Genomic DNA, 15,768 nt, shown 5'->3' with positions numbered 1-15,768 from the left:
TGGCTGTGGACCGACGAACTGGTTCAGTCGTTACGTCCGGTCGAAGCGGGGCGCGGCCAGGGTCTCGCGCAGGAAGGGCCGTGGTAGCTCGGGGGCCAGCGCAGGGTCCGCGTCGAGGGCGGCCAGGATCGGGTGCAGCGCGCGGCCCTCGTCGGCTACGAAGCGGATCAGTCCCTGCTCCGCGCAGAGCGTGAGTGCCGGGACTGCGACGGTGATCGCTTCATCCAGTCGTCCGGCTGTGGAAAGGGCTGCCGCCCAGAGGAGTTGGGCTGCCGTCACTGCCCGGGGGCGGTCGGCGAGGGCGATATCACGCACCAGACGTTCGGCGCGTGCGCAGGCATCCTCGGCCGCGGCGGGGGAATGCTCGTCGAGCAGGAGCCGGATCGCCGTCTCCTGCTGCAGTTCCGCAGCGAGCGTGTGAAATCTGTCCGGTTTGCGGCGGTAGCGGGGGAGCGGGACGAGCGCGTCATGGTCTTGCCGATCGATCGGCAGTCCGAGACGCACGCGTTCGTTCACCATGCGTGCGGCCAGCCGGGGCAGGGAGAGGTTCGTTGCGATCTCGGCTCCCTCCGCCAGCCGTGCCACGGCGGCCTCCAGGTCGCCGCGTAGCGCCTTGACCCGGGACCCGATGGCGTAGGCGGCCATCATGATTTCGACGAGGGCGGCTTCGGGTCCCAGCTCGGCGCTTTCGTCGAGCAGCGCTTCGGCCTCGGCGAGGTCGCCGAGGTGATACCGCAGTGCACCGAGCAACGCCGACGCCAGCCGGGCGCCGTGGGTGTGAGTCCCGATGGTCTGCGCCAGCGCAAGGGCTGTACGCAGTTCGGATTCGGCGGTCGCGACATCGAGCTTTTCGTAGGCGGCCATTGCGGCCAGGCAGTACCCGTACACGACGGCGAAGGGTCCTTCGCGGCGCGGGTGATACGGAGCGGCCCAATGCTGCCAGCGGCGTGCTTCGTCGAAGTCGAAGCGGTACAGCGCGCTGATGGACGCGGTGTCGGCGGCAACCGTGGCGAAGAAAGAGTCGAGCCGGCCTTCCGCACTCTGGTCGTGCAGCCGCCGCTCGACGATCTCCGGGAGGCCGACGTAGCTATCTGCGAAGTACCCTGCGATGGCGCGGAGCAGAGCGACCTCCGTCCGCATGGTGTCGGTGTCAGCCTCGGCCACGACGCCCGAATCCAGCATGGCATCGACCAGATCGAGCGCGGTGCGGGCCGGCAGCAGCCGCTGCAGCCCGATGTTCGCCCAGGCCACCAGTAGCTGCAGTCGCGGGTTGTTCGTTGCGTAAGCCGGTGGGAGCTTGGCGACGAGGCCGAGTAGTGTCGCCATTTTCGACCGTTCCAGCAGCTCTCGCCCGCGTTTCTCGATGAGTTCGACCGCTGTTCGCACCTCGTTGGCGGCCAGGGCGTGATCGACCGCCTCGTTGAGCATCTTGCGGTCGGCGAACCAGCTGGACGCGGTGCGGTGTAACTGCCGGAGCCGGTCGGGGTCCAGCCGAGCGAGCCGGTGTCGCAGCAAATCGGCGAAGAGCCGGTCGTATCGGAACCATTCCGAATCGTCGACGCGACGCAGGAACAGCTCGAGATGCTCGGCTTCCTCCAGCATCTCCTGACCGCAGGACACCCCCGCGAGGGCATCGGCGAGGTCACCGCGCACGGTCTCGGTCACCGACGTCGCCAGCAGGAAGTCGAGCAGTGCGGGGTTCAGCGTATCGAGCACGTTGGATGCGACGTATTCGCCGATGGCGTAGTTGTGCCGGGAAATTCGCCCGATGAAATCGGCCGGATTGTCCTTGCCGCGCAGCGAGAGCGACGCGAGCTGCAGGGCTGCCGCCCAGCCTTCGGTCGATTCCCGCAGACCTGCGATGTCACCGGGGGTCAGCTGCAGCCGATTGGCATCGACAAGGAAGGAATTGGTCTCCGCCTCGTCGAATCGCAGGTCTTCGGAATCGATTTCGACGAGTTCATCGCGAACGCCCATCTGGCTGAGGGGGAGTCCGGCGGGGCTTCTGCTGGTGACGATGATGTGCAGGTGCTCGCAGGCGTTGTCGAGCAGGAAGCCCATCACCGCGCGGGTATCCGGATTCGTCACCCGCTGCCAGTCGTCGATGATGACCGCGAATGTGTCTCCGCTGGAATTGATTTCGTTGATGAGAGTGGTGACGACATAACGAGTGGCATCGGTTGCTCGTTCCTCCAGAATTTGTTCGAGTTCGTTGCCGAGCGTCGGCCGGGCGCGGCGGATCGCCTCGATCAGGTGCGCCAGAAACCAGACGGCGTTGTTGTCGTCGGAATCGATGGTGAGCCAGGCGACCTGAACCTGTTCGGCTGCCAGCGTGCTCGCCCACTGGGCGGCCAAGGTGCTCTTTCCGAAACCGGCCGGGGCGTGGATGACCGTCAGCCGACGTTGCTGCCCGTCCCGCAGGATTCGCAGTAATCGCGGCCGGTCCACGAGGGCGCGGGGGGCGGTCGGCGGCCGGAACTTGGTCAGCGCCGCCGGCGGAGCCGTGTGCTCGCGAGGTCGGCTCGGCTGCGGCGGAACGTATGGCTGCGGCGTCGCCCGCTCGACCTGGCCCGACTGGCCGGGTTCGGTGACCGGGGCACAGCGGCGCAGCGCGTCCCGAAGCCGGCGTTGGTAGGCGGCGGCGGTTTCCGGGCGTGCCTGCGGGTCGAGTGCCATGGCGGCTTCGATGGCGGCAACAGCATCACGCGGAATCCCGGTTTCGACCAGGTCCGGAATCGGTTCGGTCGTTATCCGCAGGAATTGCGCCATGACACTTTCGCCGGACCGGCGTTCGTAGGCCGCATGCCCGGTCAACAGGCAGAACAGCGTCGCCCCGAGACTGTAGATGTCGGAGGCCGGGCTCGGTGGGGCGCCACCGAGCACCTCGGGTGCGGTGAACGCCGGAGTGCCGGTGATGTGGCCGGTCGTGGTCTCGAAACCGCCGCCGATGTGGGCGATGCCGAAGTCGGCCAGTTGCGGTTCGTCGTAGTCGGTGATGAGGATGTTGGCGGGCTTCACGTCGCGGTGAATGGTCCCCGCGGCATGGGCGGCAGCCAAAGCGCCCGCGATGCGTTCCCCTATCGACAGCACCTCGTCCCAGGGGACCGGTCCGTGGGCGCGTAGCCGGTTTTCCAGTGACCCGCGCGAGTGGAACGGCATGACAATGTAGGGTCGGCCGGTGGCCGTGATGTCGGTCTGCAGGACCTGCACGATGTTGGGATGTCCGGACAGGCGGCCCAGCGCATGCTGTTCGCGGACGAATCGTTCGGTTTCCTCACCGCCCAGTTCGGAGGTGAGAAGTTTGATCGCTACCATGCGGTCGAGTGACGCTTCGAGGCAGCGGTACACGACACCGAATCCCCCACGCCCGATCTCCTCCGCGTCGAAGAACCCGGCCGCAGCCAGTTCCGCCGCCGAACCGACCTGCATGTCGCGCTGTGTTGCGGTGGGGTCGATCTCCGTCATGTCATGACTTCGCAGTCACTACGCCGGATCCGGCTGACACGACCTCGCCAAATCTCCCCGCGACACGACGCCACCCGGCTGTAGAGGCAGCAAACCATACGATCACCTCACACGGCGGCACCTTTGCCCCAACCACTCGATCATAGCTATTGCCGTAGTGGCTGCCGAGGGCTGCGACCCGGCGTGGTCGGCTCGTCGGGGCCTACTTCGGACCCTGTCGGAGACAGCAGCACGGGACCGTCGCGGAGTCAGCGCGTGTACACCGTGGCAATCAGAAGGTCGCCGAGGAAGCCTGCAATGGCTGCGGTGTCCTCCAAATGCGCTTCGCCCGCCAGGGATCCCGCGATCGTGCGCTCCACGGTCCACATGATCGCGGCCGCCAGCTGCGGTGCCGGAGGGCCTTCGAGGGCCAGTCCGGCTGCTCGGTCGGATTCGATCGCCGTCTCGAGGCTGCCGATCACCTGGGACATTGTGGCCAGGTATGCCTGGCGCAGCTGGGGGCGGTGCGGCCACTCGTGGACGGCGTTGCGCAGCACTCCGAAGCTCTCGGGATCGAGATCCAGGGTGTGGGTCACGACCGATTTGATCTGTTCTGGATCGGCCCGGTCGATATCGGCCAGTCGCGAGAATCGACTGACGACACCGTCGACGATCGCGTGGAAGAGTGCGAGGAAGACGTCGTCTTTACTGCCGAAGTAGAAGTAGAACGTCGCTCGGGAGATGTCGGCGCGTTCGAGGATATTGGCGACACTCAGCTGATCCATCGAATGCTTGCCGAGCAGTTCGCTCGTCGCCCGCAGAATCGCCGCCATGGTGTCGGGATCACCGCCACCGTGGGTGGGTGCGGGGGATCCCGTGCCTGCTGTCCGGGTTTCGGATCCGGCGGACTGTCGGCTTTGCGGTAGCCGTTTCCGGCGGCGCGGCGCCCGACTGACTTGGCTGCGATCGCCATAGATGGCCGCGAAGGTCAATTCGATGATCGAATCGACTGCCGCATCGGGATCCGGTAGCCGACTGTCGTATGACCGGGCCCCGACGTAGAAGCAGCGCTCGTATCCGCAGACCAGCACGGTGGCGATCATTTCTGCGGCAGCGCCGCCCGGTGCGGCATCGGCTTCGCGTTCGCGGTTGATCTGCTCGACGAGCGTGGACACGAATCGGTCCAGCATCAGATTCCAGGCAGCTGCCAATTGCGGCACTACATGGATGTGCTCGATCACGGCACAGATCAGCGCGCTGTGCTCGGACCAGATGTCGATCGCGTGCCGGAGATCGGCCTCCATGACTGGCTTACGGGTGGCGCTCAGTTCGGCGCGCAGTGGCCCTTCGCCGGCGTCGATGCCCTCGACCATGCGCGCGACCATGGCTGCGATCACGTCGTACTTGGATGCGAAGTAATGGTAGAAGTTCGCCCGCGACAGCTTGGCGCGGGAGAGGATCTTGGCGACCGTGATGTCCCGCAGGGACGACTCCTGTAGCAGCTGCTCGGTGGCCGCGAAGACCGCGAGCTCGGCTGTGCTGCGGCCATCGTGCTGCCGGGGGCGTCGGCGCGCAATCGAGTCGTGCTCCATCGTCGCTACTTTAGCTGATGTCCGGACACGCTGACTGGTCGGTGTGTATCGGGGAACTGGTCCATGCCTGACAGCAAGTTCATATAGGACGTGTGGACAAAGTGTTCAGTGCCACCTACAGTGCAATGTAACGCGCGCCACATAGGGCTGGGTTTTCGTGCTGCGCTGCGGAGTCAAGATCTCGATCCTCGAGGAGGACCACAATGGGCATCGAAGTGCGCACCGTCGGACTGACCAAAAGCTTTGGTTCGCAGAACATTTGGCAGGATGTCAGCCTGACACTGCCACCGGGGGAAGTCAGTGCGCTGCTCGGCCCCTCGGGCACCGGTAAGTCCGTGTTCCTGAAGTCGCTGATCGGTCTGCTGCGTCCGGAGCAGGGTTCGATCTTCATCGACGGCACCGACATCACCACGTGTTCGAACAAGGAGCTCTACGAGATCCGCAAGCTGTTCGGTGTGCTGTTCCAGGACGGCGCGCTGTTCGGCTCCATGAACCTCTTCGACAACGTCGCGTTCCCGCTTCGTGAGCACACCAAGAAGAACGAGTCCGAGATCCGCAAGATCGTGATGGAGAAGCTCGAGCTGACCGGTCTGCTGGGCGCGGAGGGCAAGCTGCCGGGTGAGATCTCCGGTGGTATGCGCAAGCGTGCGGGTCTGGCGCGGGCGCTGGTGCTGGATCCGCAGATCATCCTGGTCGACGAGCCGGACTCGGGTCTGGATCCGGTGCGTACGTCGTATCTGGCGCAGTCGTTGATCGACATCAACGCGCAGATCGACGCGACGATCCTGATCGTGACGCACAACATCAACCTGGCCCGTACGGTGCCGGACAACATCGGCATGCTGTTCCGTCGCCGGTTGGTGATGTTCGGCCCCCGTGAGGTGTTGTTGACGTCGGATGAGCCGGTGGTCAAGCAATTCCTCAACGGCCGCATGGTCGGTCCGATCGGTATGTCGGAGGAGAAGGACGAGGCGCAGATGGCGCGCGAGCAGGCGCTGGTCGACGCGGGTCATCATCACGGTGGCGCGGAGGAGATCGAGGGCATCGTCCCGCAGATGAAGGCCACGCCAGGTATGCCGGTGCGTCAGGGCGTGCATCGCCGCCGCGAGCGGGTCCGCGAGATCATGCACACCCTGCCGCAGGCAGCTCAGGACGCGATCAGGGAGAGCATGGACGAGAATCAGCCGACCGAGGTGTTCGCGCGCTGAATCCCGATCGAGGAGATCTCGATCGGTGCTTTTTCGGCGACCGCGCGTCGACCGACATTCGCCCGGCCGACGGGTCGAGGGCGACAGAGGGGAGTCGGTCGGCGCCACCGCGTGCCGAGATCCGGTGCACCACGCCCGGGATCTACGTCGGACACAGTCAGGCCGCGCGGATGCTGCGGCACGGCATCTGAGCTCGAAATTTGGTGCACTAGAGCGTATTTCGCTTCCAAAGCTCGTTGGACAGCAATGCCGCGCCGAGTGGGTCCTCGGCGCGGCGACGGGTCCTGGGTGTTCCTCGTCCGGAGCGGTTGATCCGGCAACCGAAAAGTATGGAGCTACACCTTCTGCTACGACGCCGCCGCCATGACGCCGATCCCGGCACCCGGCGGGCGGACGCATGCGTCGCTGTGGCCCGGGACGTTGGTCGATCGACTCGGAGCCGACTGTCGGTGCAGTCCGAGCACGATCGCAACTCGCTGATCAACCTGGCCTGCCGGCAGCTTGGTGCAGCTGGTCACGGCCCGAGGAACAATCGTTCGTACGGCAGGCGCTGCCGCGACCAACAATCCTCGTCGGTGTCCCTGATCAATTCGATTGTGCACCAATGCTTTCGCTTCCAATCGTGAATGAAATTGCGTACCGCCGCCGCGGTGGCCGTGTAGTCGAAGACCACGCCGGACAGCCAGATCCGCAGGTGCACATCACCTTCGGGTGGGAACAATTCTTCGGCAGTCATGGCCTATCGCCTCCTCGGACAGCTGAATGCGGCCCTCAGGAAGCCGGATCAGGAGCCGGTGCCGGCTCCTGATCCGGGGCTGCAGGCGGTGGGCAGAAGATGCCGCACGGAATTGGGGGAAGACCAGGGATGGTGATCATCGGCTGGGATGGCTGCGGCACCGGTGTGGCCTCTGGCGTCGGCGTGGCCTCGGGTGAATCGGTCGGCGCCGACTCGGTCGGCGCGGGAGTCGGCGACGCGGGGGTAACCGAGTCCGCCGGCTCAGGGCTGGGCACCAGGCCGGCGAATGCGCCGGCATCGGCCCCGCCGGTGCGGTAAATCGACGCCCAGCTCAGCACGTTGGACGCGTAGGCCGTCGAATTGTTGTATCGCAGAACGGCGCGCAGCTTCTGCGCCGGATCACGTAGATCCAACCCGCCGGAGCACAGGTACCTGCCGGCGGCCAGCGCGGCGTCGAACACGTTGTTGGGATCCGCGGACCTGTCCGCATACGCCCGCCATGTGCTCGGCAGAAACTGCATCGGTCCCTCGGCACGGACATAGCCGCCGGCGGCGTTTCCGATGATCTCGTTACCCGGCAGGGTTCCATCCAAGGCCGGCCCGAAAATCGGGGACAAGGTGGTGCCTGAGGCATCAGTCGCGCCACCGTTGGCGTGATTCGATTCGATACGGCCGATGCCGGCCAGCAAGTCCCAGGTCAGGCCGCAATTCGGCTGGGATTCGGCGAGACGCAGCTCGGCATTGCGGTAGGCGGCCAGTGCTATCTCGGGGATCCCTCGCACGGCGGGGAGATCTGGAACGGATGGCTGCCCGGCGGCCAGCGCGGTGAAGTCGATATGTGCCGGAGAGGCGGGTGCGACCTGGGCAGTGTGCGGCCGCAGCGGCTCTGGCACCGCGGCGGGCACGAGCCCGACCGACGGGTCGGATACGGGGATCGGGGCCGCCGCCGCGGGCTGCGCCACTGCGGCAGGCAGGGTGGTGATGTCGGTGCTCTTCGACGAGCCCACGGCAGACGAACCCGCTACCAGCAGCCCGGCCAGGGCGAGCATTGAAACGGTTGTTGGACGAAACGACATCGCACTCACCGACTTCGGATTCTGTTGCGTGCGATCCATCAGGGCGGTCGCGCCGCGGCTTCTTCTCTGAGCTGCAACGGCCGACTTGGCCATACAGGCTGTTCAGACTTTGTGATGAACACCATATATGAACATAATGTTTAGCGGCAAGGAATGCTGCGGTAAGGGGCTCGAGCATGGGCGATGAGATGCGCTCGTGGTCGATCGGCCGGTTGGTGACCACGTCGGCGGGTTACGGTAGGCGGCGTCGGGGGGTCCCCGCCGGCCCTGTCATTTATGAGACTAGGTGGCTAATATTTGTAGCGCAGCCGCGGCTCCGGGGCATGCGTGGGCTGTCCAGCCGCACGGCCCGCACTCGAGCGGTGTGGGCGGGCTACTGGTGGCCGTCGCGCCCTCGATGCAACCCGAAGTACTAGCCTGATTGTCTCAAAAATGGTTCTGTCTCAGTGGCTCGCCCGGCCGGGGGCTGAGACAGCCCCTCGAGAGCCGCCAGTGCGAGATTGGCGAGCAAGCCCTGTAGTTCAGGGGAGCGGTTGCCGCCCGGTGGCCGGGTCGCGTCGGAGGTGATGAGCGCATGCAGTGCCCGCATTGTGGATGCAAGGTCGGCGCGGTGATGGCCCGGGTAGCACTTGTCCAGCGCCGTGATCCATCGGTCGGTGTATTGGCGCTGGCGGCGCAGTAGGTTCCGCTGGTTGGCCTGGGTGAGAGTGCGCTGCTCGCGAGCCCAGATCGCGGCCAGGCGCTGATGGGTCACCACGAATTCGACATGCGCGCCGACGAGGCGCGCCAGTTCGTCGCGGGGGTCGTGCGACGGTTCGCCGAGCCGTACCATCAGCGCGTCGGTGACCCGATCGAAGAGCACCGCGAGGATTTCTTCCTTGTTCGAGAAGTGGCGGTAGATTGCCGAGCCGGTGACGCCCGCTTCCTTGCCGATCGCGTCCACGCCGACACCATCGAAGCTGCGCTCGGAGAACAATTTCTCGGCGGCCTCCAGGATCCTCTGCTCCCGGCTCACCGCCGGCGGCGTACCGGCTGAGCGTTCGCCGTGCCGGCCGGTGAGCGGGCGGGGGGTCATAGTCCGAGGTCCTGGCTGATGATCACCTTCATGATCTCGCTCGAACCACCGTAGATCCGGCTCACCCGGCCGTCGAGCACGGCGCGCCGGAGTTTGCTGTCTTCGACATACCCGTTCGTGCCGAGCAACTGCAGGCAGCGGTCGGCCACCCGGCCCTGTAGTTCGGTGCAGTACAGCTTGGCCATCGCAGCGTCGGCCGGCGTCAGCATCTTGCGTTCGAGTTCGACGAGGCACCGATCGACGAGGCTTTGTCCGGCCTCGATGTCCGTGGCGCAGGCGGCCAGTTCGAACTTGGTGTGCTGGCCGACGTCATCGGGCAGAGCGGCGAGCGCTGCCATGAGGACGGCTTTGGCCGCAGCTTGCGAGTTCACCGCGATCGACAGCCGCTCCTGTGCCAGATTCGCGGTGAGATATTCGAAGCCCCGGTTCTCCTCGCCGAGCAGATTGTCGGCGGGCACCCGCACGTCGGTGAATGACAGTTCGGCCAGATCTTGGGCCTTCAGCCCGAGTTTGTCCAGGCTGCGGCCCCGCTCGAAGCCGGGCATGCCATCCTCGACGACCAGCAGGCTGATGCCGCGACGCCCGGCCTCCGGATCGGTTTTCACCGCGAGTATCACCAGGTCGGCGGCCGCGCCGTTCGAGATGAAGGTCTTCGCGCCGTTCACGACGTAGTGGTCACCGTCGCGGACGGCCTTCGTGCCCATTGCCTTGACGTCCGAGCCCGCCCCGGGTTCGGACATGGCCAGAGCGGCGACCGCCGTGCCGGTGGTGAGTTTCGGCAGCCACCGCTGCTTCTGTTCGTCGTTCGCGTAGTGCAAGAAGTACGGCATGCAGATGTCGGTCTGCACGCGCAGACCGCCGAGCGCGACAAACTCCTTCTGGATTTCCTCGGTCAGCACGACGCTGTGGCGGAACGAGGAGCCGGGGAGCCCGCCGTACTCGACGGGCACGCCGATCCCGAGAATGCCGAGTTCGCCCGCTCGCCGCCAGAATCGACGGCTCGGTTTGCCGTCGACCTCCCAGTCGGCATACTCCGGCAGGATGTCATCGGCCACGAACTTCCGCACCAGGACCCGGAAGTCCTCGTGATCCTCTGTGAAAACTGTCCGGTGCATCCGGTCCTCCTTGCCCGCGTCGGCAGTGTGCCCAACGTAGCAGTGATTCGGTCATCATGAAAACGATCGTTAACTCTACACCGGGTGGGGCGGTGCCGGCCGGCGCCGATTCGATCGTGGTCGGGTGGCGAACGGGCGGGTTCCGGTCCGACGTTCGGTCGTACCCATGCTCGTTCGACACACCGTGATCGGCGGTGTGCCAACGGGTTTCCGCTCGCGGTAAGGCGGTGTTTGACGGATGAATCCTCTTCGCCCTATATTTGAGACATACTAACTCATAAATATCAGTGACTGTACGCTGTCCGGCTCCCGTGAACGGAGCCGCTGCGTGATGTCTCTACCGTCGCGGAACGAATCGTCCGCAATGGCGCAGCGGCGGGTGACCATGGAGGGAACATCGTGTCCGACACCGTTCCGAAGCCGGACGCCGGCGCGGCGTTCGTCGACCACCGACTGAACGCGGCACTGTACGAAGCGAATCTGCCCACCCTGCTGACGGTGCTCGCTCAATTGACAGGCGAGGAGCGCTGGCTCGGCGAACCGTACCGGCCGCGGCGCGGCCGTCCCCTGGACGACAACGACACGGGCGGTCTGCCGGAAGAGATCCAGGATGAGATCCGGCAGGCAGCGCTGCAGGCGATCACGGATTACCGGGCCGGTCGGATCACTCCGGTCGAACTCACCCCGGAGCGAGTTGCGGAGATGCTGGAGGTCGCGCTGGCCGAGGCGGTGCCGCGCGAATACGGGCCGCTGCTGGCCGAGGAGATGGGCCTGATCTCACGCGATGTCGAGGTGCCCCCGGCTCCGGAGGGTTTTCATGTCCTGATCATCGGGGCCGGCATGTCCGGGCTGTGCGCGGCGATCAAGCTACGGCAGGCCGGTGTCGCCTTCACGGTGCTCGAGAAGGACTCCGAGGTGGGTGGAACCTGGTGGGAGAACACCTATCCGGGGTGTGGTGTCGATACTCCGAGCCACCTGTACTCTTTCGCCTTCGCACCGAATACCCAGTGGTCGCGCTACTTCGCCAAACGTGACGAAGTGTTCTCCTACCTCTCCGGCCTGGCCGACGAGGGGGGAGTCCGCGACAGCGTCCGGTTCCGTACCGAGGTGATTCGTGCCGATTACGACGATGCCGCGGCGCTGTGGCGAGTCGAGGCTCGTGGTGCGGATGGTGCGACGCAGACATACACCGCCAACGTCCTCATCTCTGCCGTCGGCATGGTCAATCGCCCTTCGGTTCCGCCGATCCCTGGACTGGACAGCTTCGCTGGGCCGGTCATGCACACCGCCGAGTGGCAGCCCGATGTCGACGTGACGGGCAAGCGGGTCGCGATCGTCGGAACCGGCGCCAGCGCGATGCAGGTCGTGCCGTCCATCGTGGACGCGGCCGAACGGGTGATGATCTTCCAACGCTCCAAGCAATGGGCCGTGCCGCACCCCAATTACCAGCGCAACGTCACCGACAATGTGCGTTATTTGTTGGAGCACGTGCCCTTCTACGCGGCGTGGTACCGGCTCCGGATGTTCTGGAATTTCAGCGATCGGCTGCACCCGTCGCTGCAGATCGACCCGGAATGGCCGCATCCCGAGCGGTCGATCAATGCGGTCAACGAACGCCATCGCGTCTTCCTGACCGAGTACATCACCGAGCAGCTGGCCGAGCGACCCGATCTGCTGGACGCATGCCTTCCGGACTACCCCCCTTACGGCAAGCGGCCGCTGCTGGACAACGGATGGTTCGCCACGGTCTGCCGCGACGATGTCGAGCTGATCACCGACTCGGTGGCCGAGGTGCGGGATGGTGGCCTGGTCGGCGCGTCCGGTATCGAGCACGAGGCCGATGTCATCGTGCTGGCGACCGGCTTCAAGACCCTGCAGTTCTTGTGGCCCATGGAGATTCGCGGAAAATCGGGTGCCACACTGCGCGAACAGTGGGGTGCGGAGGACGCGCGCGCCTACCTCGGCGTCACGGTTCCGGACTTCCCGAACTTCTTCATCCTCAACGGCCCCAACACCAATGCCGGTCACGGCGGGAGTGCGGTCATCGCGACCGAGTTCCAGATGCGGTACATCATGCAGGTGATCGGACATCTGATCTCCGGAGATGCGGTCAGCAGCGAGGTCCGAGCGGATGTCTTCTGGGAATACAACAAGGAACTCGACGACGCGCTGTCGCGCTGCATCTGGGTACACCCGGGGATGACAACCTACTACCGCAACGGGGCGGGCCGGGTCGTCATCAGCAGCCCGTGGACGTACATCGACTATTGGAAGCGCACCTTGACATTCGAGCCGGAGGATTACGTGCACCGGGTAGCTGCCACCGAGAAGGAAATGGCGAAATGACGAATACGACCGACGGCAACGCCGACGTTGTGCGGGAGTTCTACCGGGCCATCGCTGAGCGGGACGGTGATGCCCTGGGCGAGCTCCTCAACACCCGATTCACCTCCGACACGGAGGTGATCTGGCCGGAATCGCTGCCCTATGGCGGCGTCGTCAAGGGAGCGGCAAAGCTCGCCAAGATGTTCGGCGGGCTACTGTCCGCGCCGACGCCGGTGGGGCCTGCGGGGATGACCGTCGCCGACCTGGTCGCCGACGGTGACCGGATTGCGGCACAACTCGAATTCGACTGGTACGCACCAGGATCGGATCGGGCTGTGCCGTCCGGAGCGCTGGAGTTGTGGACCTTCGCCGACGGCAAGGTTCGCTCGATACGCGCCTACTACTGGGACACTGCGGCCTGCCTGGCCACGGCCGCCCGGGACTGACGATTGGACGAAGGCCCGCACCCTGCCAGGGTGCGGGCCTTCGTCTTTCAATCGCCTTGGTTGCGGAGGAGGACGCGGGCCGGCCCGCGCCAGCGCCTCGGACGCCGCACCGCGCAACCTGGAGTCTGGCGCGTGGCGCTCGCCGAGGTCGCCGCCCAGAGCGCCGCCTCGAGGCGCGCTCGCGCTGAGGCGGTCGGCGACGTCGACCAAGGCAACTTTAGAGACAGTCCGTCGCTTTAGGTGGGTGATGCCGCTCGGCTCGTGACCTCGGATCGGCGCGGGTATTGCTGAGGATGCTGCCGCTCGCGCGGTTCGGATGGAGCTGAGTCGCGAGTTTTCGCTGGTAGCGGGCCAAAATAATTTATAGTATCAATCTCAATTTAAATAATCCGACGATTTGATACAACAAATCTCGAATTGCCTTGCCTGTCGGCGTTGTTATGGCTATGCTATCCCAGTGATCCCGAGCACACCGGCTCGAGGTTCAGTCGCAGGTCACATATGCGGTACATCCGAGTGGCCTGTTCGGTACCGTGCAATTGGCTCAGATATTTGACAAGAATGCGCTGGAGATAATGATTCAAGTCTGAACCAAATAATTTCGGTGAACCCGCATGGGAGCGGTTCGTCACCGAAAGTGGCAGTCGCCTCGCGGTGCCGAGGATCGAAGTCGAAATCACCCGGCTTGCATTGTTGCAGCGGTCGAATCGGTCTGTAATCTCCCGGACTATTGGACGGCAGGGTGGGACGGCAATCGCCGTCGATCGCCGCTGCCGTTCTGGTTCAGCACACCCGTATCGGCTCGACGCTAAGCCTGCGCCGAATTCCTGTGCAGGGCAGGAGTAATCATGGGAATCGAAATCGCAATATCGAAGTCGCCGCGCCGGCGACTGATCAACCAGGGCGTTCGCCCAGAGTCGCCGCGGCAACACGCCGCGGTGCCAACTCGCGATGCGGGGAAGGATCGTGCACGATGACGACCACACTGCAGCCTCCGGTCACGCCGACAGTGGTGCAGGGGCAGGCTCCCGTGCATGAACAGAAGTCGCGCGGACCGGCGTTGCTCGCGCGGGTGGCCATCCAGCTGAAGGAGCGGCCGACGCGCTCGCTCGCCACGATCGGTCGATCGGCCGAGCTCGCGCTGGCAGTTGTTCGCTATGCCCTGGTGGATTTGGTGCGCATGCGCCTGCCGATGTACGAAATCGTGGACCAGATGTGGAACCTGCTGAAGGTTACGGCGCTGCCCGCGCTGCTGATGGCAGTGCCCATCGGCGCCGAGGTATCGGTGCAGGTCGGCGGCATCATGAACCAGGTCGGGGCCAATTCACTAGCGGGCGCGGCCAGCGGTTTGGGTGTCGTCGGTCAGGGCGCGCCGATGGCCGCGGGTCTACTGATGAGTGGCGCTGCCGCCTCGGCGATCGCCTCTGATATCGGCGCCCGCTCGATCCGCGAGGAGATCGATGCCATGCGGGTGATGGGCGTCGACCCGGTAGAGCGGCTGATCATGCCGCGGTTCATCGCGATGATCGCCATTGCTCCCATTCTGTGCATCATCATCGTCGCGGCGGGTGTTTTTGCCGGGTTGACCATTTCCGCCAATGTCAACCATGTGGTCCCCGGCAGTTTCTGGCAGTCGTTCGGTGCCTTCGCAACGCCGACGGACCTGGCGTTCTCGGTATTGAAGGCATTGGTGTTCGCGGCAATCGTCGTGCTGATCGCCAGTCTGCGCGGACTGGAGGCGAAGGGCGGACCGAAGGGTGTCGCCAATGCGGTGAATGCGTCGGTGGTGCTCAGTGTGTTCTGCATCTTCATGACGAACTTGCTCATCAGCCAGCTGCAGATGATGTTCTTCCCGGCCGGATTGGCGTGACAATGACAACTCCCTCGAAACATGTTCCGGCACCCGTCCCAGCCGTGTTGATGCGACCCCTGCGGTCGATCGGCCGCGGGGTCACGGGGGCACTGGGTGAAATCGGGCAGGTAGCGATCTTCACCGGCAAGACGTTCTACCTGCTGCCGAAGACGATCCGGCATTACCGGCAGGCGACGTGGAAGACCATGAACAGCATGGCCTGGGGTAGTGGGTCGGTGATCGTCGACGGCGGTGTCGTGAGCCTGATGCTGTTCCTGGGTGTCGCCGTCGGTGCGGTCGTGGCGATCGAGGCGTTCATGGCGTTGGATCTGCTCGGCTTCGGTCCTTTGACCGGGATCATCGGGTCGTTCGGAAATATCCGCGTGATCGCTCCGATCATCACCGGTATCGGGTTCGCGGCGCAGGCGGGCTGCCGTATGACGGCGGAGATCGGCGCGATGCGGATCTCCGAGGAGATCGACGCCACCGAATCCATGGGCCTGCAAGCGATTCCGTTCGTGGTCGGTACCCGGTTGATCGGCGGCATGCTGATCGTGCTGCCCGGGTATCTGATGGCGTTGGTGGTCAGTTTCTTTACCGGCGGCCTTATCGTCAAGGTCTTCCACGGCCAGCCATCGGGTACGTATGACCACTATTTCAGTCAGTTCCTGACGATTCCCGATCTGATGGCGTCGGTGCTCAAGGTCCTCGTTTTCTGCGCGGTGGTGACCGTTATTCACTGCTATTACGGATATTTCGCCAGCGGTGGGCCGGCCGGAGTCGGTGCGGCGTCCGGACGGGCGATCCGAGCGAGCCTGGTCGCGATCGTGGTGCTGAATTTCGCTATGACAGTCGCGATCTGGGGCTTGAGCCCGGTACTGGTCTTCAAGGGATGAGGC

The 15,768-nt window shown here is 64.9% G+C and carries 11 protein-coding genes; 5 read left to right on the top strand and 6 right to left on the bottom strand.

Translation table 11 applies throughout. The annotated features are described in order from the left end of the window. Positions 1-30: 30 nt before the first annotated feature. Together ACFXN1_RS33685 and ACFXN1_RS33680 are read right to left on the bottom strand one after the other, a co-directional pair. Positions 31-3,465, bottom strand: coding sequence for a protein kinase (locus ACFXN1_RS33685; protein WP_379441444.1), 3,435 nt, complete (start codon positions 3,463-3,465; stop codon positions 31-33). 248 nt (positions 3,466-3,713) lie between these two features. Beyond that, positions 3,714-5,036, bottom strand: a complete 1,323-nt coding sequence (locus ACFXN1_RS33680; protein WP_379441443.1) for a TetR/AcrR family transcriptional regulator — start codon at positions 5,034-5,036, stop codon at positions 3,714-3,716. 203 nt (positions 5,037-5,239) lie between these two features. Here ACFXN1_RS33680 and ACFXN1_RS33675 point away from each other — a divergent pair, with 203 nt between their 5' ends. Then, the gene (locus ACFXN1_RS33675) at positions 5,240-6,244 is read left to right on the top strand and encodes an ABC transporter ATP-binding protein (RefSeq protein ID WP_379441441.1); all 1,005 of its coding nucleotides are present in this window, start codon (positions 5,240-5,242) and stop codon (positions 6,242-6,244) included. A 514-nt stretch (positions 6,245-6,758) separates the two neighbouring features. On the opposite strand, the gene ACFXN1_RS33670 is transcribed toward ACFXN1_RS33675, so the two are convergent. The 4 genes from ACFXN1_RS33670 to ACFXN1_RS33655 form a co-directional block, all read right to left on the bottom strand. Next, the gene (locus ACFXN1_RS33670; protein ID WP_379441440.1) at positions 6,759-6,980 is read right to left on the bottom strand and encodes a hypothetical protein; all 222 of its coding nucleotides are present in this window, start codon (positions 6,978-6,980) and stop codon (positions 6,759-6,761) included. A gap of 35 nt (positions 6,981-7,015) precedes the next feature. Beyond that, on the bottom strand, positions 7,016-8,029 hold the full coding sequence (locus ACFXN1_RS33665) for a lytic transglycosylase (protein ID WP_379441438.1): 1,014 nt from the start codon (positions 8,027-8,029) through the stop codon (positions 7,016-7,018). 439 nt (positions 8,030-8,468) lie between these two features. Further along, positions 8,469-9,131, bottom strand: a complete 663-nt coding sequence (locus ACFXN1_RS33660; RefSeq protein ID WP_379441437.1) for a TetR/AcrR family transcriptional regulator — start codon at positions 9,129-9,131, stop codon at positions 8,469-8,471. Then, positions 9,128-10,246, bottom strand: a complete 1,119-nt coding sequence (locus tag ACFXN1_RS33655) for an acyl-CoA dehydrogenase family protein (protein ID WP_379441436.1) — start codon at positions 10,244-10,246, stop codon at positions 9,128-9,130. Before ACFXN1_RS33655 ends, ACFXN1_RS33660 begins: the two co-directional genes overlap by 4 nt. A 399-nt stretch (positions 10,247-10,645) precedes the next feature. Between ACFXN1_RS33655 and ACFXN1_RS33650 the strand changes: the two genes are divergently transcribed. The 4 genes from ACFXN1_RS33650 to ACFXN1_RS33635 all read left to right on the top strand — a co-directional run bounded on the left by ACFXN1_RS33650 (position 10,646) and on the right by ACFXN1_RS33635 (position 15,765). Continuing rightward, complete coding sequence (locus tag ACFXN1_RS33650) at positions 10,646-12,592, top strand: flavin-containing monooxygenase (RefSeq protein ID WP_379441435.1); 1,947 nt, start codon at positions 10,646-10,648, stop codon at positions 12,590-12,592. Next, the gene (locus ACFXN1_RS33645) at positions 12,589-13,017 is read left to right on the top strand and encodes a nuclear transport factor 2 family protein (RefSeq protein ID WP_379441433.1); all 429 of its coding nucleotides are present in this window, start codon (positions 12,589-12,591) and stop codon (positions 13,015-13,017) included. The genes ACFXN1_RS33650 and ACFXN1_RS33645 overlap by 4 nt, the downstream gene beginning before the upstream one ends. Before the next feature lie 973 nt (positions 13,018-13,990). Next, positions 13,991-14,887, top strand: coding sequence for an MlaE family ABC transporter permease (locus ACFXN1_RS33640; protein WP_379441432.1), 897 nt, complete (start codon positions 13,991-13,993; stop codon positions 14,885-14,887). Positions 14,888-14,937: 50 nt separating this feature from the next. Beyond that, on the top strand, positions 14,938-15,765 hold the full coding sequence (locus tag ACFXN1_RS33635) for an MlaE family ABC transporter permease (RefSeq protein WP_379441461.1): 828 nt from the start codon (positions 14,938-14,940) through the stop codon (positions 15,763-15,765). Positions 15,766-15,768: the final 3 nt, after the last annotated feature.

Source organism: Nocardia sp. NPDC059154 (assembly GCF_042755705.1).
Lineage (GTDB): Bacteria > Actinomycetota > Actinomycetes > Mycobacteriales > Mycobacteriaceae > Nocardia.
This window is presented reverse-complemented; position numbering and strand designations above follow the sequence as displayed.